The organism is Sphingomonas sp. UV9, from assembly GCF_004101245.1.
GTDB lineage: Bacteria > Pseudomonadota > Alphaproteobacteria > Sphingomonadales > Sphingomonadaceae > Sphingomonas.
The window spans coordinates 625,175-645,195 of sequence record NZ_SCIN01000002.1; the positions used below are offsets into that span (position 1 = coordinate 625,175).

21 protein-coding genes are annotated in these 20,021 nt (G+C 66.5%); 10 read left to right on the top strand and 11 right to left on the bottom strand.

Annotated elements, in window-relative coordinates; all coding sequences use genetic code 11:
• Positions 1–51 precede the first annotated feature (51 nt).
• A complete protein-coding gene (locus EQZ23_RS09250; protein WP_128454149.1) occupies positions 52–1,341 on the top strand; it encodes a homoserine dehydrogenase in 1,290 nt (429 codons plus the stop codon).
• A gap of 245 nt (positions 1,342–1,586) precedes the next feature.
• Here the strand turns inward: EQZ23_RS09250 and EQZ23_RS09255 are convergent, their stop codons facing one another.
• The 5 genes from EQZ23_RS09255 to EQZ23_RS09275 form a co-directional block, all read right to left on the bottom strand.
• Entirely contained in the window at positions 1,587–2,048 is a 462-nt protein-coding gene (locus EQZ23_RS09255; RefSeq protein WP_128454150.1) for a hypothetical protein, read from the bottom strand.
• A 15-nt stretch (positions 2,049–2,063) separates the two neighbouring features.
• Positions 2,064–2,492 (bottom strand): hypothetical protein, encoded by a 429-nt coding sequence (locus EQZ23_RS09260; RefSeq protein WP_128454151.1) that lies wholly within the window; start codon positions 2,490–2,492, stop codon positions 2,064–2,066.
• A gap of 7 nt (positions 2,493–2,499) precedes the next feature.
• Positions 2,500–2,853, bottom strand: coding sequence for a hypothetical protein (locus EQZ23_RS09265; RefSeq protein ID WP_128454152.1), 354 nt, complete (start codon positions 2,851–2,853; stop codon positions 2,500–2,502).
• A gap of 72 nt (positions 2,854–2,925) precedes the next feature.
• Positions 2,926–3,369, bottom strand: a complete 444-nt coding sequence (locus EQZ23_RS09270) for a CoA-binding protein (RefSeq protein ID WP_128454153.1) — start codon at positions 3,367–3,369, stop codon at positions 2,926–2,928.
• A 98-nt stretch (positions 3,370–3,467) separates the two neighbouring features.
• Positions 3,468–4,418, bottom strand: a complete 951-nt coding sequence (locus tag EQZ23_RS09275; RefSeq protein ID WP_128454154.1) for an Mrp/NBP35 family ATP-binding protein — start codon at positions 4,416–4,418, stop codon at positions 3,468–3,470.
• Between the two features lie 70 nt (positions 4,419–4,488).
• Here EQZ23_RS09275 and EQZ23_RS09280 point away from each other — a divergent pair, with 70 nt between their 5' ends.
• The 5 genes from EQZ23_RS09280 (at position 4,489) to EQZ23_RS09300 (ending at position 11,200) form a co-directional block, all read left to right on the top strand.
• Positions 4,489–5,616 (top strand): protease modulator HflK, encoded by a 1,128-nt coding sequence (locus EQZ23_RS09280; protein WP_128454155.1) that lies wholly within the window; start codon positions 4,489–4,491, stop codon positions 5,614–5,616.
• Positions 5,613–6,479 carry a protease modulator HflC gene (locus tag EQZ23_RS09285; RefSeq protein ID WP_206364210.1) on the top strand — a complete coding sequence of 289 codons (867 nt, stop codon included), beginning with the start codon at positions 5,613–5,615 and terminating at the stop codon, positions 6,477–6,479. The genes EQZ23_RS09280 and EQZ23_RS09285 overlap by 4 nt, the downstream gene beginning before the upstream one ends.
• A gap of 102 nt (positions 6,480–6,581) precedes the next feature.
• The gene (locus EQZ23_RS09290; protein WP_128454156.1) at positions 6,582–8,135 is read left to right on the top strand and encodes a Do family serine endopeptidase; all 1,554 of its coding nucleotides are present in this window, start codon (positions 6,582–6,584) and stop codon (positions 8,133–8,135) included.
• 110 nt (positions 8,136–8,245) lie between these two features.
• On the top strand, positions 8,246–9,889 hold the full coding sequence (locus tag EQZ23_RS09295; RefSeq protein WP_128454157.1) for a helicase HerA-like domain-containing protein: 1,644 nt from the start codon (positions 8,246–8,248) through the stop codon (positions 9,887–9,889).
• A gap of 81 nt (positions 9,890–9,970) precedes the next feature.
• Positions 9,971–11,200: a M20 family metallopeptidase gene (locus EQZ23_RS09300; RefSeq protein WP_128454158.1), complete on the top strand. Its 1,230-nt coding sequence runs from the start codon at positions 9,971–9,973 to the stop codon at positions 11,198–11,200.
• Between the two features lie 190 nt (positions 11,201–11,390).
• Here EQZ23_RS09300 and EQZ23_RS09305 read toward each other — a convergent pair whose 3' ends face one another.
• The 3 genes from EQZ23_RS09305 to EQZ23_RS09315 form a co-directional block, all read right to left on the bottom strand.
• Positions 11,391–12,503 (bottom strand): serine hydrolase, encoded by a 1,113-nt coding sequence (locus tag EQZ23_RS09305; RefSeq protein ID WP_128454159.1) that lies wholly within the window; start codon positions 12,501–12,503, stop codon positions 11,391–11,393.
• Positions 12,504–12,621: 118 nt separating this feature from the next.
• Positions 12,622–14,199 (bottom strand): L-aspartate oxidase, encoded by a 1,578-nt coding sequence (nadB, locus tag EQZ23_RS09310; RefSeq protein ID WP_128454160.1) that lies wholly within the window; start codon positions 14,197–14,199, stop codon positions 12,622–12,624.
• Positions 14,196–15,119, bottom strand: coding sequence for an ABC transporter ATP-binding protein (locus EQZ23_RS09315; RefSeq protein ID WP_128454161.1), 924 nt, complete (start codon positions 15,117–15,119; stop codon positions 14,196–14,198). Before EQZ23_RS09315 ends, nadB begins: the two co-directional genes overlap by 4 nt.
• A gap of 293 nt (positions 15,120–15,412) precedes the next feature.
• On the opposite strand from EQZ23_RS09315, the gene EQZ23_RS09320 reads away from it, so the two are divergent.
• Both EQZ23_RS09320 and tldD read left to right on the top strand, forming a co-directional pair.
• A complete protein-coding gene (locus tag EQZ23_RS09320) occupies positions 15,413–15,646 on the top strand; it encodes a zinc-finger domain-containing protein (RefSeq protein ID WP_093398825.1) in 234 nt (77 codons plus the stop codon).
• 18 nt (positions 15,647–15,664) lie between these two features.
• Positions 15,665–17,092, top strand: a complete 1,428-nt coding sequence (gene tldD, locus EQZ23_RS09325) for a metalloprotease TldD (RefSeq protein WP_128454162.1) — start codon at positions 15,665–15,667, stop codon at positions 17,090–17,092.
• Here the strand turns inward: tldD and EQZ23_RS09330 are convergent.
• Complete coding sequence (locus tag EQZ23_RS09330) at positions 17,089–17,379, bottom strand: CcdB family protein (RefSeq protein ID WP_128454163.1); 291 nt, start codon at positions 17,377–17,379, stop codon at positions 17,089–17,091. The two genes, tldD and EQZ23_RS09330, sit on opposite strands and share 4 nt — an antisense overlap.
• Positions 17,380–17,625, bottom strand: a complete 246-nt coding sequence (locus EQZ23_RS09335) for a type II toxin-antitoxin system CcdA family antitoxin (protein WP_128454164.1) — start codon at positions 17,623–17,625, stop codon at positions 17,380–17,382.
• Positions 17,626–17,674: 49 nt separating this feature from the next.
• Here EQZ23_RS09335 and EQZ23_RS09340 point away from each other — a divergent pair, with 49 nt between their 5' ends.
• Both EQZ23_RS09340 and EQZ23_RS09345 read left to right on the top strand, forming a co-directional pair.
• On the top strand, positions 17,675–18,238 hold the full coding sequence (locus EQZ23_RS09340) for a pyridoxamine 5'-phosphate oxidase family protein (RefSeq protein ID WP_128454165.1): 564 nt from the start codon (positions 17,675–17,677) through the stop codon (positions 18,236–18,238).
• Positions 18,235–18,432 (top strand): DUF2007 domain-containing protein, encoded by a 198-nt coding sequence (locus EQZ23_RS09345; RefSeq protein WP_128454166.1) that lies wholly within the window; start codon positions 18,235–18,237, stop codon positions 18,430–18,432. Before EQZ23_RS09340 ends, EQZ23_RS09345 begins: the two co-directional genes overlap by 4 nt.
• A 105-nt stretch (positions 18,433–18,537) precedes the next feature.
• Here EQZ23_RS09345 and EQZ23_RS09350 read toward each other — a convergent pair whose 3' ends face one another.
• Positions 18,538–19,866: a sorbosone dehydrogenase family protein gene (locus tag EQZ23_RS09350; RefSeq protein ID WP_128454167.1), complete on the bottom strand. Its 1,329-nt coding sequence runs from the start codon at positions 19,864–19,866 to the stop codon at positions 18,538–18,540.
• Positions 19,867–20,021 lie beyond the last annotated feature (155 nt).

The following is a 20,021-nucleotide window of genomic DNA, read 5'->3' on the forward strand; positions in this document are numbered from 1 at the left end:
TTGCGCAAACCGCCCGCGAAACGTAACCGGACGCGCGAGTGGAGGACGAAAATGAGCGAACCATTGCGCGTGGCCCTTGCGGGGCTGGGGACTGTCGGCGGCGGGGTGATCCGGTTGTTGGATGCGAACCGGGAGTTGATCGCGCGTCGTGCCGGTCGCGAGATCGAGATCGTTGCAGTATCCGCGCGCGACCGCGGCAAGGATCGCGGCGTCGATCTGTCGCGCTTTGCGTGGGTCGACGACACGACCGCGTTGGCGAAACAGCCGGGCGCCGATGTCGTGGTCGAACTGATCGGCGGCTCGGACGGCCCGGCGCTGACCTTGGCGCGCAGCACGCTGGCGGCGGGGCGCAGCTTCGTCACCGCGAACAAGGCGATGATTGCGCATCATGGGCTCGAACTTGCGCAGGCCGCCGAGACCGCCGGCGTTGCGCTAAAGTTCGAGGCAGCGGTCGCGGGCGGCATCCCCGTGATCAAGGGCCTGCGTGAGGGCGCGGCGGCAAACGAGATCGCCCGTGTCTACGGGATCCTCAACGGGACCTGCAATTTCATCTTGTCGAAGATGGAATCGGAAGGCCGCGATTTCGCCGAGGTGCTCGCCGAGGCGCAGGCTTTGGGGTTCGCCGAGTCCGATCCGAGCTTCGACATCGACGGCGTGGACGCGGCGCACAAGCTGTCGATCCTGGCGGCGGTCGCATTCGGAACGCAGCCGGCGTTCGACGACGTCGCGATCAGCGGCATTCGTCACCTGCTCGGCGCGGATATCGCCGAGGCGGCGGCGCTCGGCTATCGCGTGCGGCTGCTCGGGCTGGCCGAGGCGGGGGCGGCCGGGCTGTTCCAGCGTGTCCATCCGCATCTTGTGCCGATCGATCACCCGCTGGCGCACGTCACCGGGTCGCTCAACGCGGTCGTGGCGGAGGGTAATTTCGTCGGCCGGTTGCTGTTCCAGGGTGCCGGCGCAGGCGACGGCCCGACCGCGAGCGCGGTGGTCGCCGACCTGATCGACATCGCCCGGGGCGAGTTCGGTCCGCCGTTCGCGATGCCGGTGATGTCGCTCACGGCCGCGTCGAAAGCGGACAGCGGCGAGCGGCGTGGGCGCGCGTATCTGCGCTTCACCGTGGCGGACCGGGTCGGCGTGCTGGCCGAGATCGCCGCGGCGATGCGGGATGCGGGCGTCTCGATCGAGAGTCTGATCCAGCGTGGCGCGATCGCCGATGGCAGCGTGCTGGTGGCAATCGTGACGCATGAGAGCCCAGAGCGCTCGATCGCGCAGGCGCTGGAGAAACTGCGGGGATCGCAGAGTCTCGTGGGGCAACCGATGTGGATGCATATTCTGGATTGAGGTCCGGGCAACCCCAGAGGTTACCACCCCCGCGGAGGCCGGGGCCCAATTGGCAAGGCCGTGGTAACGACGCGCGCCCTTCGTTGGCAGCGTTCCCCAATTGGGCCCCGACCTTCGTCGGGGTGCGGTTGCCGCATCGTATTGCTACGGTTTCTGCCCCCTCTTGTTCTCCCGTGAAAGGCGGGAGCCCAGCCTGGGTCCCCGCCTTCGCGGGGAAACATGAAGAGCAGACGCGCTGCGTTACCTTACTTCGCCGGCTCATCCAGTACGATCGGCATGCGGTTCGACGTATCCGGCTTCTTCCGAAACTTCCGCGCCACGTCTCGCACCAGCGCCATCGGATCCTTGCCCTCGCCATTCTCGCAGCAGCTATGCGGATCGATCAGCGCGCCGATGCCGCGGATCAGGACGACCGGGACCGTCAGCAAATCCACGCCCGTGCAGCCGCCGGGCGGGCAGGGCCGCCCGGCATTGTCCAGCGCGGCGCGCGGATCGCCGGTCGGCTGGCGTGGGCGATCCTGGGGCGGGCGTTCGCCGGGGAGGGGCAGGCGCTGCTCGGGCGTGCCCTTGCCGCCGCAGACGACGATCTCGGTCGGGCTCGAACCGGGGCATGCCGGCGGGTTCAGGATCGACCAGCTTTGCGGCGGCGGTGCCACGATCGGTGTAGTCGGGGTGGCGGCTTGCAACAGGATCGACAGCAGAATCATGGCGCCCCCAAAGCCTTAGTTGACGGTACCGACGGGACCGTCGAGGTCGATCGGCACGCGCCCGGTCTTGTCAGGCTTCTTGGCGAGCGCGCTTTTGATCAGCCCGACCGCGGCCTTGGCGATCGGGGCGATCGGTGGGCCGAACCCGACCTGGCATCCGCGCTGGCTCGCGGCGCACGGCGTGGACTCCAGATTGAGCGCGCGGACCGCGCTGAGTTTCGGGTTGGAGGCGACCGCGTGATCGGGCGGCCCGCGGTCGTCGCGCATCGGCAGACGCGGGCTGTTCTTGGCGGTCGCCCCGCAAACGATGATCTCATTGCCGTCCTGCGATGCGGAGGCGCAGGGATCGACCAAAATCGAGAAACGCTCGGCACGCGGCGTTTGCGTCGCAGGTGCGGGAGCAGTCGCCTGGGCGAGAATCAGCAACGTGGCGGTTATGAGCATCACAGCATCACGGCGCAGGTGGGCGCATGCCGCTAGCGGTCACGTCCCCCGAGCCTTCGCCAGGACCAAACCCGACAGTAGCGCGAACCCCTGCACTGCCCCCGCCTATCAGAAAGGGACCCATGTCTTCCATCGGCGTGCGCGCATGGACCAAGGTCGCGCGCTGTTCCGCCACCATATCCCGGCGATCGACGGTCCGCGTCTCGAAGGGCACGCGGTAACGATCGGCCTTGCGCATGCCGCAGATCGTGATGTCTGTTTCGTTAGCGCTGGGCTGGCACCGTTGCTCCGCGGCCATTCGTGACTTCGCGGTAGTCATCAGCGGATCCTCGACGAGTATCGACAGCAGCATAGCGAGCATGATCGCCTCCGGGCAAAGCCAGATACAGAATGACGAGGTTGGCCGCGCGCGGCAAGCACCATTCGGCGACGGTTAGTCGCCGGACGCCGCTTCGACCTTGGCGACGCCGAGCCGCGGGATGTCGATGGCCGGACAGCGGTCCATGACGACCTGGAGTCCAGCGGCCTCGGCACGCGCCGCCGCCGCCTCGTTGACGACGCCGAGCTGCATCCACACCGCCTTCGCGCCCGCCGCGATCGCTTGGTCGACCGCGTCGCCGGCCGCAGCCGAATTACGGAAGATGTCGACGATGTCGATCGGGTCGCCGAGCTGCGACAGGTCGCGGAAGACGAACTCGCCGTGGATATGCTCGCCGGTGATCTGCGGATTGACCGGGATCACGCGGTAGCCGTGCGCCTGAAGCTTGGCCATCACGCCATAGGAGGGACGGTCGGGGCGATCGGACGCGCCAATCATCGCGATGGTCCGCGCGCTTTCGAGCAAGCTCTTGATATCGGCATCGGCGGTCAACGGCATCGATGCCTCCTGTCGGGGGAAACCTGGTCCGCTCGTACCGCAACCCTACGCGTCGGGTACGACCGGTAATCAGATAACGTCGAGCGGGCCTGCCGGTTTCACAGTTTTCCGAGCCATGCGACGACCTGAGCCGCAATCGGCATGAATACACTGTCGTCCGGACTCGCGGCCGGCGGTGTGCCTGCATCGGAAGCGGTGCGGATCGAGATCGTCAGCGGCACGCGGCCGAGAAACGGAATGCCCAGTTCGCGTGCCGCTGCCTCCGCGCCGCCATTGCCGAACGGGTCGGACGCTTCGCCGCAATGCGGGCAGATATAGCCGGCCATGTTCTCGACGAGACCGATGATGGGGATGCCGGCCTTCTCGAACAGGTCGATCGCCCGGCGCGCGTCGATCAGCGCCAGATCCTGCGGAGTCGAGACGATCACCGCGCCGGCAGGACGGTATTTCTGGACCATCGTCAGCTGCACGTCGCCGGTGCCGGGCGGGAGATCGAGCACGAGCGTGTCGGTCAGGCCCCAGTCCGCTTCGACGAGTTGCCCGAGCGCGCCCGCCGCCATCGGCCCGCGCCAGGCGATGGCCTTGCCCGGCTCGACGAGCTGCCCCATCGACAGCAGCGGCACGCCGTACGGGGTCGGGACGGGGTCGAGCACCTTGTCCTTGGCGGTCGGGCGTGTGCCCTCGACGTTCATCAGGCGGGGCTGGGACGGACCGTAGATATCGGCGTCGACCAGCCCTACGCGGCGACCGGCGCGCGACATGGCGATGGCGAGATTGGCGGCAAGCGTCGATTTGCCGACGCCGCCCTTGCCGCTGGCGACCGCGATCAGCCGGCGGGTCGAGCGTTCGGCCGTCACCGCGATCCGCACTTCTGTCACGCCGGGTTGCGTCGCGGCCATCCGCACGGTCGCCTCCAGCGCGTCGCGCGCCTGCGGGTCGAGCCCGGTCGCATCGATGATGATGCCGGCTCGTGTCCCCTCGAGCCGGACCGTCGCCCGCTTGCCCGCCACTGCGGCAACCGCCGCCTTTACCGCTTCGATATCAATCATCGTGGCCAGATAGGGCCGCTAAGGGCGCTTGGCACTGTTTTTCCGCCGCCGCACACCTATAAAGGTTGGTATGACGATCTTCTCGCGCTGGTTCCGGCGCCCCGATATCCTCGCGACCGAAACACCGAAAGGCCCTTGGGGCGGTTCGGGCGACGACGGTAACCCTGGTCCACGCAACCCCTGGGCCTTGCCGCCCGGCGGTCGCAAACCCGCGGCCAAGCCGACCGCGCTCGACGAGTTCCTGCGCAAGGCGCGCGGCTCGGGCGGCGGGGGCGGCGGCAATGGCGGCTTCGGCGGCCTGCCGTCTGGCGCCAACGCCCGCGCGCTCTGGGCGATCGGCGTCGCGATCATCGCGGTCGTCTGGATCCTGTTCACCTCGGTGCATCAGATCGGCCCGCAGCAGCGCGGCGTGGTCACGTATTTCGGCAAATATGCCGGTACGCTCGATCCGGGCATCCGCCTGACGATGCCCGCACCGATCGCCAATGTGATGGTGGTCGACGTGCAGAAGATCCGCACCGACAACTTCCCCGTAGGTGAGGGCGAGAACCTGACGCTGACCGGCGACCAGAACATCATCGACCTCGCATACTCGGTACGCTGGGACATCGCCGATCCGCGTGATTACGTGTTCCAGCTTGCCGAGCCGAACGAGACCGTCCGTGCCGCCGCCGAGAGCGCGATGCGCGCGGTGGTCGCTACCACGACGCTCGACCAGGCGATCGGTACGGGCCGCACCGTGATCGAACAGCGTGTCGCGGACATGACGCAGCAGATCCTGGACGACTACAAGTCCGGCGTCCGCATCCAGGGCGTCGCGATCAAGCAGGCCGCTGCGCCCGCCCGGATCGTCGAGGACTTCAACGCGGTTACCGCCGCGCAGCAGGAGGCGATCGCTAACCTCAACCAGTCGCGCTCGTACGCGCAGCAGGTCGTTGCGCGCGCGCAGGGCGAGGCCGCGTCGTTCGACAAGGTGTATGAGCAGTACAAGCTCGCTCCCGTGGTGACCCGCCGCCGCATGTATTACGAGACGATGGAGGCGGTGCTCGCAAAGAGCGATAAGACGATCGTCGAGACGCCGGGCGGTGTCGTGCCGTATCTGCCGCTGTCGAACGCCAAACGCCTGCCCAACCCCGAGGTCGCGCAGCCTGCCGCTGCCGCCGCGGCACCCCAAGCTCAGCCTGGAGCTGCCCAGTGAACGCCGTGAGTTTCCGCAACCCGATCGTCGCCGGGATCGTCGCGCTGCTGCTGGTGATCGTCGCCGCGGCAACCTTCGCGATCGTGCCCGAGACCAAGCAGGCGGTGATCCTGCGATTCGGCCAGCCGATCCGTACGGTGAACGCCTGGCAGCCCAACACCGCGTTCGGCCAGACCGGCGCCGGCCTGATCGCGCGTATCCCGTTCGTCGACCGGATCGTCTGGATCGACAAGCGCGTGCAGGATCTGGAGCTCGACAACACGCTGGTGCTGTCGACCGATCAGCTCCGCCTGGAGGTGGATGCCTATGCGCGCTACCGGATCGTCGATCCGCGCAAGATGCGGAACGCGGTCGGCAGCGAGGACCGGATCCCCGATCAGCTTCGCCCGATCCTCGGGTCGGCGCTGCGCAACGAGCTCGGCAAGCGGCGCTTCGTCGAATTGTTGAGCCCCGAGCGCTCGGAACTGATGGATAACATCCAGAAGGGCCTCCAGCGCGTTGCCAGCCAGTACGGTGTCGAGATCGTCGACGTCCGTATCAAGCAGGCGAATCTGCCGGTCGGCTTGCCGCTCGAAAGCGCGCTCAAGCGGATGTCGAGCGCACGCCAGCAGGAGGCAATCACGATCCGTGCCGAGGGCCAGAAGCAGGCGCAGATCGTCCGTGCGCAGGCCGATGCGGACTCGGCGAAGATTTATGCCGAGAGCTTCGGCAAGGATGCCGATTTCTACGACTTCTACCGCGCGATGCAGTCGTATCGCCACACGTTTGGCGCGGATGGCGGGCAGGCTCCGGAAGGGTCGACCTCGATCATTCTTTCGCCGAGCAACAGTTATCTGAAGCAATTCGAGGGCCGCGGGCGTTGAGCCTGCGGAACCTTTGAACGCCTGTTCATATTCAAGCATTGTTCAGAACGGCGTACCTACGAGGTACCTGTTTCGATTGATGAAACGAGAGGACAACATCTAGTGCGTTACGCCTACGCCATTACCAGTGCTCTTCTCCTCGGCGGCGCGACCGCGACGCTCGCGCTCCAGCCCAGCGGTGCGCAGGTCGCGCAGAACGAACCCGGTGCGATCCAGGCCGTGTCGCCGAAACCCGGCGCGCCGATGAGCTTCGCCGACATGGTCGCGCGGCTCCAGCCCGCGGTCGTCAACATCTCGACCAAGCAGACGATCGTCCAGAAGCAGCAGGCCAATCCGTTCGCGGGTACGCCGTTCGGCGAGCTGTTCGGCGGCATGGGCGGCGGCGCTCCAGGCGCTCCCCCGGTCAAGCGCGAGGGCGCCTCGCTCGGCTCGGGCTTCCTGATCTCGCCGGATGGCTATGTCGTCACGAACAACCACGTGATCTCGCCGGGTGCGCAGGGCGCGACGGTCGATTCGATCACGGTCACGCTCAGCGACAAGAAGGAATATGTCGCCAAGGTCATCGGCAAGGATCAGGAATCGGATCTCGCGCTGCTGAAGATCGATGCGGCCAACTTGCCGTTCGTGAAGTTCGGCGATTCGAACGGCGCACGCGTCGGTGACTGGGTCGTCGCGATCGGCGAGCCGTTCGGCCTCGGCGGCACCGTGACCGCGGGTATCGTCTCGGCGATCAACCGCGTCACCGGCCAGGGCGGCGCGTATGACCGCTTCATCCAGACCGATGCCTCGATCAACCAGGGAAACTCGGGCGGCCCGATGTTCGACCTCAACGGCAACGTGATCGGCGTGAACTCGCAGATCTTCAGCCAGTCGGGCGGGAATATCGGTATCGGGTTCGCGATCCCCGCGGCGGTCGCCAAGCCGATCATCGCCACCTTCATGAAGGGCGGCACGATCGAGCGCGGCTATATCGGCGTGCAGTTGCAGCCAGGCGGCACGATCAACGAGGATACCGCAGCGGCGCTCGGCATCCCCAAGAACCAGGGCGAGTTGATCAACGACGTGACCGCAGGCGGCCCGGCGGCGAAGGCCGGCGTGCGCGCGGGCGACGTCGTGACCAAGGTCAACGGCCAGGCGGTTACGGTCGACCAGTCGCTGTCGTACCTCGTCTCGAACGTGAAGCCCGGCCAGACCGCGCGTCTCGATATCCTGCGCAACGGCAAGCCGACGACCGCCAACGTGGTCGTCGTACCGCGTCCGAGCCCGGACAAGCTCGCTGAGACGCTGGGTGGTGACGCACAGGGCTTCGGTGGCAATGATAGCGATGACGGTGACGATTCCGGCACCGCGGCACCGACGGCGGCCGCGGCGCTCGGGATCGGCGTACAGCCGCTGACCCCGGCGATCGCACAGGCGGTCGGCGTCGAGCCCGGCACGCAGGGCGTCGTCATCGCCGTGGTCGCGCAGACCAGCGATGCGTATGGCAAGCTCAAGCGCGGCGACGTCATCATGTCGGTCAACGGCACGCCGGTCCGTACCGCGGCCGACGTCCAGACCGCTGTGACCACTGCGAAGTCGGCAGGGCGCCCGCAGGTCTTGTTGCAGGTCAAGCGGGCCCGTGGTCCCGCGCAGTTCCTGCCGGTCAAGATCAAGTAAGACACGACTGACCCGACCGTTCGAAAGGACCGTCGCTCTCCCGAGCGGCGGTCCTTTTTCTTTGCATCGCGCAGGGTTAGGGTCAGCACCGGATACAGAGGACGAGAACCATGAGCGACGGCATCTTCATCGGCGCAAGCGTGGACGGCAAACCGCAGACGCTCGAATTGAAGCGCGCCAACCGCCACGGCCTGATCGCGGGCGCTACCGGTACCGGCAAGACGGTGACGTTGCAGGGGATCATCGAAGGCTTCTCGGCGAACGGCGTGCCGTGCTTCGTCGCCGACGTGAAGGGCGACCTGTCTGGCCTCGCGATGGCCGGCTCGCCGACCGCCAAGACGCATGCGAGCTTCGCCGGGCGGGCCAAGGCGATCGGCGACGAGGGCTGGGCCTATGCGGACAATCCGGTGCAGTTCTGGGACCTGTTCGGCGAGCAGGGCCACCCGATCCGCACCACGATCAGCGAAATGGGGCCGCTGCTGCTGTCGCGGCTGATGGACCTGAACGAGGTGCAGGAGGGCGTACTGACGATCGCCTTCCACGTCGCGGACAAGGAAGGGCTGCTGCTGATCGACCTCGACGATCTGCAGGCGATGCTGACCGAATGCGCTGGCCGGGCGGATGAGCTGACGGTGACGTACGGCAACGTGTCGAAGCAGTCGATCGGCGCGATCCAGCGCTCGCTGCTCCAGTTGCGCACCCAAGGCGCGGAGAATTTCTTCGGTGAGCCCGCGCTTGAGATGAACGACTTCATCGGCGTCGACGATCGTGGCAGGGGCATCGTCAACATCCTCGCCGCGGACAGACTGATGGCCTCGCCGAAGCTGTATGCGACGTTCCTGTTGTGGCTGATGAGCGAGCTGTTCGAGCATCTCCCCGAGGTCGGCGATCCCGACAAGCCGGTGCTGTGCTTCTTCTTCGACGAGGCGCACCTGCTGTTCGACGAGGCGCCAAAAGCGTTGCTGGAAAAGATCGAACAGGTCGTCCGGCTGATCCGCTCGAAGGGCGTCGGCGTCTATTTCATCACGCAGAACCCGATCGACATTCCCGACACCGTCGCGGGCCAGCTCGGCAACCGCGTCCAGCATGCATTGCGTGCGTTTACGCCGCGCGACCAGGCGGCGGTGCGCTCTGCGGCGGAGACTTTCCGTGCGAACCCCGGCGTCGATGTCGCCACGATCATCACCGAGCTGAAGGTCGGCGAGGCGCTGGTGTCGTTGTTGCAGGCCGACGGGTCGCCGACCCCGGTCGAGCGTACGCTGATCAAGCCGCCCGCGTCGCGCGTCGGGCCGATCACGCCCGCCGAGCGGAAAGTCATGATCGAAACCGATGCGGTCGGCGCGAAATACGATACGCTGGTCGACCGCGAGTCGGCGGAGGAATTGCTGGCCGCCAAGACGCAGGAGGCGAGTGCCGCTGCGGCCGAGGCTAAGGCTACGACCGAAGCCGAGAAGGCTGCGGCCGCACAGGCGAAGATGGACGCCAAGGCGGCCAAGGAGGCGGAACGGGCGCGGATTGCCGACCAGCGCGAGGCGGATCGGCAACAGCGCGACGCCGACCGCGAGGCGGCGAACTCGCCCTGGACCAAGATGGCCTCGTCGGCGACGCGCGCGGCCAGCTCTTCGATCGGGCGGCAGGTGGCGAACGAGATCGGCAAACAGGTGTTCGGGACGAAGTCGCGGCGGTCGTCTTCGGGTGGCGGTCTGGTGGGCACGGTGTTGCGCGGGGTTTTAGGCGGGCTGTTCCGGGGGTAAGCTCCGAGCAAGAGTGTTCTCCCGCGAAGGCGGGAGCCCAGACTGGGTCCCCGCCTTCGCGGGGACACATGGAGGCAGATGATGAGCTTGGATTTTGAGAGCACCACCGACTGGGCCGCCATCGGCGAGGACAGTCTCGACGACGCGATCACGCTCCGCCGCGCGATCCATGCCGATCCCGAAGTCGGCCTCCACTGCCCGCGCACCTCGGACAAGGTGAAGGCCGCGCTCGCCGGCCTCCCGCTCGAGATTCGCGAAGGTACGTCGACCACCGGCTTCGTCGCGATCCTGCGCGGCGGGCGCGGCGGCACCGCCGGTGGCAACGGGCGCACGGTCCTGCTGCGCGGCGACATGGACGCGCTGCCGATGCAGGAGGAGACCGGCCTGCCGTTCGCCTCGAAGATCGACGGCGCGATGCACGCCTGCGGCCATGATTCGCATACCGCGATGCTCGTCGGCGCGGCCAAGGCGCTGTGCGCGCGTCGCGACGAGCTCCCCGGCACCGTCGTCTTCATGTTCCAGCCCGGCGAGGAGGGGCATCACGGCGCGCGGCACATGATCGCCGACGGCCTGCTCGATGCGCCGCTGCCCGAGGCCGGGTTCGCGCTGCACATCTCGCCCAACATGCCGATGGGCCATGTCGTCAGCCGCGCCGGCACGCTCATGGCGTCGACGGACACGTTGCGCGCGACGATCACCGGCCGCGGTGGGCATGCCGCGATGCCGCACGACTGCCTCGACCCGCTGCCGATCGCCTGCGAGATCGTTACCGCGCTTCAGACCTATGTCGCGCGGCAGGTCGCGGTCACCGACCCCGCCGTGCTCTCGATCACCAAGCTCAACGCAGGCTCCGCGCACAACGTAATCCCGTCGACGGTCGAGATGCTCGGCACGATGCGCACGCTGTCGGAGCGGACGCGCGAGCAGGTCCGCGCGGCGTTCATCCGGATGGTCGAGGGCATCGCCGCGGCGCATGGCGCAGTCGGAACGCCGACGATCGAGGAAGGCTATCCGGTCACCGTCAACGACGAGCGGGCAACCGACCTGATGAAGGCGTGCGCCACCGCGATCGGTGGCGAGGGCGCGTATCAGGTGATGCCGCCGATGATGGGCGCAGAGGACTTCTCGTACGTCCTCCAGAAGCTCCCCGGCGCGATGGCGTTCATCGGCGCGGCGCCCGAGGGCAGCGATCCGCGCACCAACCCGCCGCTCCACAACACGAAGATGACGATCGACGAGCGGGTGATGGCGCACGGCATCGCGATGCACTGCGCGGTTGCGGAGCGGTTTTTGGCGAACGGGTTCGACTGACCGGCGGTCGCTGCGGTCTGCGTGGAACGTCTGGACGTAGCGGTTTAGGGCGAGCCGCTCGCGGCTGGACAGTCCGCGCAGTCCCGAAGGTTACGATAAAGTCACACTAAGACGATGTCAGGGCCTGCGTCCGGATAGCGCACTGGAACCCGGTCTCGGCCACCCCATGCTGCACTGCAGCACGGGGACATCAGCCCCTTTGGCGCGTGTTGCCCGCATAGTTGGCCACCGCCGCCGCGGCCGCTTGGATCAATTTCTGGCGTTCGGGCATCGGGCGTGTCGTATCCCCGATCATCACCGCGATCGCATAGCGGCGCCCATCCGGCGCGGTCAGCAGTCCGACGTCGTTAAAGCCGGCATTGCGCCGACCGAGATCCTGCCCCGTCCCGGTCTTGTGGGCGATCTCCCAGCCGCCCGGCAACGCCGCGCGAAGCCGGGCTCGGCCCGTGACGGAGCGCCCCATCGTATCGAGCAAAATCTTGGTCGAGGTTTCCGACAACAGATCTCCCTTAGCCAGCCGCGCAATCGCATCGGCGATCGCGATTGGCGCGGCGCCATCGGGCGGATTGCGGACATAGGCGTTCAGTGCAGCTTCACGCACCGCGGGCGACAAGCGATTGCGTGCGGTCATAAAACCGCCATTGACCGCATAGGACGGCTGCCAGACCAGTCCCGCCGTACCGCTCTGCAACAGCCGCTCGCCCGGCCCGAACCGGATCGCGCCCAACTGTTTCCGCGCGATCATCGAGCGCACCGCGGGCGGCCCGCCGACCCGCGTGAGCAGCCGGTCGTTCGCGGTATTGTCGCTATGCGTCAGCGCACGGGTCAGCAGTGCGCCGACCGTCGTGCGATACCCATCGCCCTTCACCAGCATCGCGATCGGCTGGTGGAACAGCGTCAGGTCCTGCGGGCGGACGACGATTGGTTCGTCGAGGCGGATCTTACCCTGGTCGCGCAGATCCATGACGGTGAGCGCGACCCACAGCTTGCTGACCGATTGCTGCGGCAGCAACTGGCGCCCTCCGGCCTCGACCGTCCAGCCATCGTCGACCGCGCGCACCGCAATGCCGGCCTTGCCCTGGAAGCCGCTTTGCAGTTCGGAAATCGCGTTGACCAGGCTGGCGGGCGCGGGGCGCGAGGTCCGCGGCAGCGGCGGCGGCACCGGGATCGAGACGAGCCCTCCAGCCTGCTGCATCGGAGTGACCGCCGGCGGCCCCGGGCGCGACGCCGATCCGCATCCGGTGAGCGCAACGCCGAACAGGGTGGTTGCCAGAAGACGCTTGAACGCACTCGCCGATGTCATGATGGATTGAACGCCCTGCACTGGAGCAGCGACCCTTATCCGTTGATCCGGCCCGGGAAACAGGGCCCGCGCCCCACTGCGACGAAGCGCGCCGAGGGTGCGCCAAGCCGCCAGCATGTCAGGGAACGAGAACCGTATCGACCGCGTCGGGCAGCGTTTCGGGATAATCGAGCGTGAAATGCAGCCCTCGGCTTTCATGCCGGTGCAGCGCGGATCGCACGATCAGCTCAGCGGTCTGGAGCAGGTTGCGCAGTTCGATCAGGTCGGGGGTGACGCGGAAATGCTGGTAATATTCCGCCACCTCGTCGTTGAGCAATTCGATGCGGTGCTTGGCGCGTTCGAGCCGCTTGGTGGTGCGGACGATGCCGACATAATTCCACATGAAGCGGCGGATTTCGGTCCAGGTCTGCTTGATCACTACCTCTTCGTCCGAATCCGTAACGCGGCTTTCGTCCCACGGGCGGATCGGCGGGGGCGAGGGCAGATTGTCCCAGTTCGCCGCGATATTGTCCGCCGCCGCTTCGCCGAACACGAAGCATTCGAGCAGCGAGTTGGACGCGAGGCGGTTGGCGCCGTGCAGGCCGGACTCGGTGCACTCGCCCGCCGCATACAGGCCGGGGAGGTCGGTCTTGCCGTGCTCGTCCACGACGATGCCGCCGCAGGTGTAATGCTGCGCCGGGACGACAGGGATCGGCTGCGTCGTCATGTCGATGCCGACCGTCAGCAGCTTCTCGTGGATGTTGGGGAAGTGATGGCGGATGAATTCGGCGGGCATGTGGCTGATGTCGAGATGGACATAGTCGAGGCCGTAGCGCTTGATCTCGGCATCGATCGCGCGCGCGACGATATCGCGGGGCGCGAGTTCCATCCGTGCGGGGTCGTAATAGGTCATGAAGCGCTTGCCGGTCGACGGGTTGATCAACCGCCCGCCTTCGCCGCGAACCGCCTCGGTGATCAGGAAGTTCTTGACCTCCAGATTGTAGAGGCAGGTCGGGTGGAACTGCATCATTTCCATGTTGGAGACGCGAGCGCCCGCGCGCCACGCCATCGCGATGCCGTCACCGGTCGCGCCGCGGGGTGCTGTCGAGAACAGGTACGTGCGTCCCGCTCCGCCGGTCGCCAGAATGGTAGCCCGTGCCGTGTAGAGCGCGACCCGCTCGGTCTTGCGGTCGACCGCGTAGACACCCCAGACGTTGCCCGCGCCGGAATAGCGTTGTTCGTGACGGCCGGTTGCGAGGTCGATCGCGATCTGGTCGGGGACGAGGGTAATGTTCGGATGTGCCTCGGCTGCTTTCTGTAACGCCTCCTGCACCGCCCAGCCGGTCGCGTCGGCGACGTGGACGATGCGCCGATGGCTGTGGCCGCCCTCGCGCGTCAGATGCAGCGCATTTCCCTCGGTTTCGAACGGGACGCCAAGGTGCGTCAGGCGCTCGATCGCGGCGGGGGCGCCTTCGACGACCATCTCGACGATCGCGCGGTCATTGAGGCCGGCACCCGCGACCATCGTGTCCTCAACATGGTTCTCGAACGTGTCGCCGGGTTCGAGCACGGCGGCGATCCCGCCCTGTGCCCAGGCGGTCGAGCCTTCGTTGAGCGCGCCCTTGGCCAGCACGGTGACCTTGAAGCGGTCCGCCAGATTCAGTGCCGCGGTCAGCCCTGCCGCACCCGAACCGACGATCAGGATGTCGCTCTTCATGCGTTGGCGGCGCGCGTGAGGCTGAGGAAGACGTCCTCCAGATCGGGCTCCTTGGTCGAGACGTCGACGATGCCGAACCCACCGGCCTGGATCGCGGCGAGGACTTCGCCGGCGTTCACGCGGTCCTTTTTATACGTGATTTCCAGCGTGCGCGTGCCCATCAGCGTGATCTTCTGGAAGCAGGCGTTGGCGGGGATATCGGTGACGTCGCGGTCGACGGTGACGGCGACGATCTTTTCCTGCGCCTTGCCGACCAGTTCGCGCGTGGGTTCGTTGGCGATCAGGCGGCCGTTGTTGATGATCGCGATGCGGTCGCAGAGCTCTTCGGCTTCCTCGAGATAGTGCGTCGTCAGCACCACGGTCACGCCGGCCGCGTTGAGGCTGCGGACATAGGTCCAGAGTTGCTGGCGCAGCTCGATGTCCACGCCCGCGGTCGGCTCGTCGAGGACGAGGACCGGGGGCGAGTGGACCATCGCCTTGGCGACCATCAGGCGCCGCTTCATGCCGCCGGACAGCGTGCGGGCATAGGCGTGCGCCTTGTCCTCAAGGTGCACGGCGCGGAGCAGTTCCATCGTGCGGCGCTTCGCCTTGGGGACGCCGTAGAGGCCGGCCTGGATTTCGAGCGTCTCGAACGGCGAGAAGAACGGGTCGAACAGGATTTCCTGGTTGACGATGCCGATCGATGCCTTGGCGTTGCGGGGGTGTTGGTCGGTGTCGAAACCCCAGATCGTAGCGCTGCCGTCGGTCTTGTTGACGAGGCCCGCCAAGATATTGATCAGCGTTGATTTGCCGGCGCCGTTGGGGCCGAGCAGGCCGAAGATCTGGCCGCGGGGGACATCGAACGTCACTCCGTCGAGCGCGCGCTTGCCGCCCGCGTATGTCTTGCAGAGATTCGAGATGGCGATCGCGGCTTCGGTCATGGCTGCGGCATAGCGGGGCGGGGAGGGCGGGTCATCCCCTGACGCTGCTGGCCCTGACGCTGCAAGAAGATTTTGTTCGCGCGGAGTCGCGGAGGTGTAGCGCTTGTCGCGCAGCGACTTTCTCAATCATATCCGGCGCGGCAGAGAGTGCCGGCAGTGATGTCTCCCGGCCGAAAGGCTGGATGCAGCACCTCCGCGTCTCCGCGCGAACCCATTCTTCCTTCTTTCCACCCGGACCGCACAGGCAAGAAGAAGCAATTGCCCGCCCGCTGCACCCTTGCTATCGACCGCGCATGCATCCGCCGCTCGAAACCACCCGCGTCACCCACGCCCGCGTCGCCTGCGATGGCGCCACCGACATTCCCGGCGGTGCGGCGCTCGGCCACCCCCGCGTCTGGTTGCAGATCGACGAGACGGGATACGTCGATTGCGGCTATTGCGACCGGCGCTTCATCCTCGTCGGCGGCGCGGCCGATGGCGCGGACCAGGCGACCTTGCGCGATCACGGGGATGGCGCGGGGCGCTAAGCCCCTTATATCTATCGGATGACGATAGCAGCAGACCCCCGTTCGTTCCTCTACCGCGATACGCTCGACCCCGAGCAGGCGCAGGCGCTGACCGCCAAGGCGCTTGGCAAGGCCGATGATGGTGAACTGTACCTGCAATATCGCAAGGCCGAGGCGTTCGGGTTCGACGACGGCAGGCTGAAGACTGCGTCCTACGATACGAGTTCGGGCTTCGGCCTGCGCGCGGTGTCGGGCGAGATGACCGCGTTCGCGCATTCCAACGAGATGACGCCCGCCGCGATCCGTCGCGCCGCCGAGACGATGGCGCTGATCGAACCGGGCGTCGCGGCAAAGGCCGGTCCGCCGCAGGGCACCAACCAGCGCCGTTATACCGCCGCCGATCCGCTCGACCTCGTGCCGTTCGCAGACAAGGTGAACCTTTGCCAGGCGATCGACGCCGCGGCGCGCGCGCTCGATCCGCGTGTCGCGCAGGTCTCGGTGAGCCTTTCGGGCACGTGGTCGGTGGTCGAGATTGTCCGCGCCGACGGCTTCGTCGCGACCGACGTGCGCCCGCTGGTCCGGCTTAACGTGTCGATCGTCGCCGAGCAGAACGGGCGTCGGGAAACGGGCAGCTACGGTATCGGTGGCCGGTATCTCTACAACGACCTGTTCGAGCCCGCGACGTACAACCGCGCGATCGACGAGGCTCTGTCGCAGGCGCTCGTCAACCTCGACTCGATCGCGGCTCCGGCCGGCGAGATGACCGTGCTGCTCGGTAACGGCTGGCCCGGCATCCTGCTTCATGAGGCGATCGGTCACGGGCTCGAGGGCGATTTCAACCGCAAGGGCACGTCGGCCTTCTCCGGCCGCATCGGCGAACGCGTCGCGGCCGAGGGCGTGACCGTGGTCGACGATGGATCGCTCCAGGATCGCCGCGGGTCGCTGACGATCGACGACGAGGGTACGCCGACGCGCGAGACCGTGCTGATCGAGGACGGCATCCTCAAAGGGTATATGCAGGACCGACTCAACGCGCGGCTGATGGGCGTCGAGGCGACCGGTAATGGTCGTCGCGAGAGCTACGCGCATGCCCCGATGCCGCGCATGACCAATACCTTCATGAAGGCGGGCAACGACGACCCCGCCGAGCTGCTGAGCCGCGTGAAGAAGGGTATCTTCGCCAAGGCGTTCGGCGGCGGGCAGGTCGATATCGTGTCGGGCAAGTTCGTGTTCAGCTGCACCGAGGCGTATCTGATCGAGGACGGCAAGCTGGGCGCACCGATCAAGGGCGCGACGCTGATCGGCGACGGGCCGAGCTCGCTGACCAAGGTGCGCGGCATCGGCAACGACTTCGCGCTCGACGAGGGGATCGGCATCTGCGGCAAGGGCGGGCAGTCGGTGCCGGCGGGCGTCGGGCAGCCGACGTTGCTGGTTGATGGGCTGACGGTTGGCGGGACGGCGGCTTAGAAGCCGGAGATCAGCATATCGAGTGCGGCCTTGATCTCGAACTGCTCTGCATCGAGTGAGGTAATCGTGTCTTCGATATCGCGGACATCAATTGCGCGCGCCAGCGGTGTGACCATGGTCAGGACTTCGCCATCGATGGTGAAGCTCGGCGTCAGCCTTTTGAAAATGACGGTTTCGACGGCGCGGAGCGGCACAACGAAGCGGGTTCGCAGGTCAGATAGCAGGTCCGATTGGCAGTCGATCGCCAACACGTTGCCGCGAATGCGATAGACGTCGAACTGTGCCAATCAGAGCGACCGGAGATGGGCAAGCGGATCGCCATACTTCTCGTACCAGCGGTTCCAGCCTTCGATCGCCTCGCGATTGTCTTCCTTCCAGCGCCGTTCCTGTTCGGCTTTCGTCGCCTGCCTGATGGCCTGTTCGCTGATTTGAGAGAGGTTGAGTCCGACCTCGCGTGCCGCCGCCACGATACCGGTGTCCAGCGATACATTGACCGATTTGCGCTTGCCGGTAGCAACTGAGTCGTGTTTCATGCGCACACGCTATGCGCGTGAATGGCGCACGTCAATTCGGAGCCGATCGATGGAATTCTTCTCCGCGCTCACAGACGACCACCGCGCGTTCGTCGCTCGACAACCGGTGTTCTTCGTCGCGACGGCGGCGGAGGGCGCACGGATCAACCTCAGTCCGAAGGGGATGGACAGTTTCCGTGTGCTCGACGCGAAGACGGTCGCGTATCTCGACGTCGGAGGCTCCGGGAACGAGACCAACGCGCATCTCGCGGCCAATGGGCGCATCACGATCATGTTCTGCGCGTTCGACCAGCCGGCGTTGATCTTCCGCATTTATGGCAAGGGGCGCGCAGTGCTGCCGCAGGACGACGGCTGGGCGGAATTGTATGCCCAGTTCACGCACCTGCCGGGCACGCGGCAGATCTTCGTGATCGATGTCGACGAGGTGCAGACGAGTTGCGGCTGGGGTGTGCCGTTCATGACGCTGGAGCGTGAACGCCCGACGTTGTCGAAATATCACGCGGCGCATGCGGGGACCGAGCGGCTCGCGAAATGGGCCGGGCGGACCAGGAGTATCGATGGGCTGCCGGTGCGCGTCGCGACCGTGTTGCCGGATGAGAAGACGTCCGCGTGAGTCTCGTCGAACTCGGGCGGTACGACCGGAACGAGGCCTTCATCATCGTCGGACGGCTGGAGAGCGAGGGCATCCCCGCTGTCGCGTTCGATGGTGGCATGTCGATCGGCGACGGGAGTTCGCTTCTCATTCCGGTGCGGGTGATGGTCCATGAGGACGATTTCGCGGCCGCGCGGGACATTCTTCCGGATTGATCCTTCGTCACGCCGGGTTCGTTCCGGCATCCACGGTTCCGCTTGCTCGATGCGTTTGAGTGCGCGGAACCGTGGACCCCGGACCAGGTCCGGGGTGACGGTGTTCTACCGCGCCGCGCTGACCTGCCAGATCACGTTGCCGACGTCGTCGGCCACCAGCAGGCCACCGGTCTTGTCGGTGATCACGCCGACCGGACGGCCCTGCGCGTCGCCGTCCTTGTTCAGGAACCCGCCGAGCACGTCGATCGGCTTCGTGTTCGCCGCGGGGAACCCCGTGTCGCCGAACGGGATGTAGACGACCTTGTAGCCCGACACCGGCTTGCGGTTCCACGAGCCGTGCTCGCCGACGAACGCACCGTTGGTGAAGCGGTCGCCGAGCTTGGCATCCGCCGCGAAGGTCAGCCCGAGCGCTGCGACGTGCGGTCCGAGCGCATAATCGGGGCGCTTCGAATATTGCTGCAGCGCCGGGTTCTTCGGTTCGACGCGGCTGTCGGGATAGCCGCCCCAATAATACCAGGGCCAGCCGAAATTATCGCCGAACTCGACCTGCGTCAGGTAATCCGGCGCGAGGTCGGAGCCGAGCTGATCGCGTTCGTTGACGACGGTCCACAGACCGCCCGACTGGGGGTTGATCGCCATGCCGTTCGGGTTGCGCAGGCCTGCGGCATAGATCCGCCAGTTCTTGTCCTTCGGCCAGACCTGCAGGATGTTGGCGCGGTACTTCTCGGCGTCCATACCGTTCTCGGCGATGTTCGACGACGAACCGACGCCGACATAGAGGCTCTTGCCGTCGGCCGCAGCGATGACGTTGCGTGCCCAGTGGTTGCCGCCCGGATTGAGCTTGATGACGAGTTCGGGCTTGGCGGTGATCTTCGTCGCGCCGTCGGTATAGGGCACGCGGACCAGCGCGTCGGTGTTGCCGACGTAGAGCTGGCCGTCGAGCAATGTCATGCCGAACGGCGAGTTGAGCCCGGTCATGAACACCGACTTCGTTTCCGCTACGCCGTCGCCGTTCGCGTCGCGCAGCAGCGTGATGCGGTTGGCCGACGGCACGCCGGCGCCGGCGCGGCCCATCAGCACCTTCATCACCCAGCCGGTGATCCCGCCACCTTCGCGGGGCGGCGAGTTCGTCTCGGCGACAAGCACGTCGCCGTTTGGCAGGCGGTACATCCAGCGCGGATGATCGAGGCCGGTCGCGAACGGTTTCACCGCGAGCCCGGCAGCAGGCGTCGGCATCGCGCCGTTCTGCCAGCCGACGACCTTGGCGACCTTGACGGTCGGGATCGTCTGGATGCGGGGGTCGGTGATCTTGGGCAGCTTGCCGGCGACCTGATCGATCGACAATTTGGCCGTGTCGGGCCAGGCGAGATAGGTGACGCCCGCGGCGATCACGAGCAGGATCAGGCCCAGGACGATGAGGATGTGTTTGCGCATCGGCAGAGGATAGTCGCACACCCGGTGCGGCGGAAGATGCAAAAGCGGTCCCGGGCCGCAGCATTTCAGCGGTCGTCAACACCTTGAAGTTAAGTGCTCTGCATGATCTTTCCGCATTTATCGATCGATCGTCGCGCGACGCGCATCGCGGTCGC

Excerpts from the sequence above, each read along its gene's own strand:
- EQZ23_RS09250 (WP_128454149.1), top strand. The coding sequence starts at position 52 with ATGAGCGAACCATTGCGCGTGGCCCTTGCGGGGCTGGGGACTGTCGGC.
- EQZ23_RS09255 (WP_128454150.1), bottom strand. The coding sequence starts at position 2,048 with ATGATTCTGCTGTCGATCCTGTTGCAAGCCGCCACCCCGACTACACCG.
- EQZ23_RS09260 (WP_128454151.1), bottom strand. The coding sequence starts at position 2,492 with ATGCTCATAACCGCCACGTTGCTGATTCTCGCCCAGGCGACTGCTCCC.
- EQZ23_RS09265 (WP_128454152.1), bottom strand. The coding sequence starts at position 2,853 with ATGCTCGCTATGCTGCTGTCGATACTCGTCGAGGATCCGCTGATGACT.
- EQZ23_RS09270 (WP_128454153.1), bottom strand. The coding sequence starts at position 3,369 with ATGCCGTTGACCGCCGATGCCGATATCAAGAGCTTGCTCGAAAGCGCG.
- EQZ23_RS09275 (WP_128454154.1), bottom strand. The coding sequence starts at position 4,418 with ATGATTGATATCGAAGCGGTAAAGGCGGCGGTTGCCGCAGTGGCGGGC.
- EQZ23_RS09280 (WP_128454155.1), top strand. The coding sequence starts at position 4,489 with ATGACGATCTTCTCGCGCTGGTTCCGGCGCCCCGATATCCTCGCGACC.
- EQZ23_RS09295 (WP_128454157.1), top strand. The coding sequence starts at position 8,246 with ATGAGCGACGGCATCTTCATCGGCGCAAGCGTGGACGGCAAACCGCAG.
- EQZ23_RS09300 (WP_128454158.1), top strand. The coding sequence starts at position 9,971 with ATGAGCTTGGATTTTGAGAGCACCACCGACTGGGCCGCCATCGGCGAG.
- EQZ23_RS09305 (WP_128454159.1), bottom strand. The coding sequence starts at position 12,503 with ATGACATCGGCGAGTGCGTTCAAGCGTCTTCTGGCAACCACCCTGTTC.
- nadB (WP_128454160.1), bottom strand. The coding sequence starts at position 14,199 with ATGAAGAGCGACATCCTGATCGTCGGTTCGGGTGCGGCAGGGCTGACC.
- EQZ23_RS09315 (WP_128454161.1), bottom strand. The coding sequence starts at position 15,119 with ATGACCGAAGCCGCGATCGCCATCTCGAATCTCTGCAAGACATACGCG.
- EQZ23_RS09320 (WP_093398825.1), top strand. The coding sequence starts at position 15,413 with ATGCATCCGCCGCTCGAAACCACCCGCGTCACCCACGCCCGCGTCGCC.
- tldD (WP_128454162.1), top strand. The coding sequence starts at position 15,665 with ATGACGATAGCAGCAGACCCCCGTTCGTTCCTCTACCGCGATACGCTC.
- EQZ23_RS09335 (WP_128454164.1), bottom strand. The coding sequence starts at position 17,625 with ATGAAACACGACTCAGTTGCTACCGGCAAGCGCAAATCGGTCAATGTA.
- EQZ23_RS09340 (WP_128454165.1), top strand. The coding sequence starts at position 17,675 with ATGGAATTCTTCTCCGCGCTCACAGACGACCACCGCGCGTTCGTCGCT.
- EQZ23_RS09350 (WP_128454167.1), bottom strand. The coding sequence starts at position 19,866 with ATGCGCAAACACATCCTCATCGTCCTGGGCCTGATCCTGCTCGTGATC.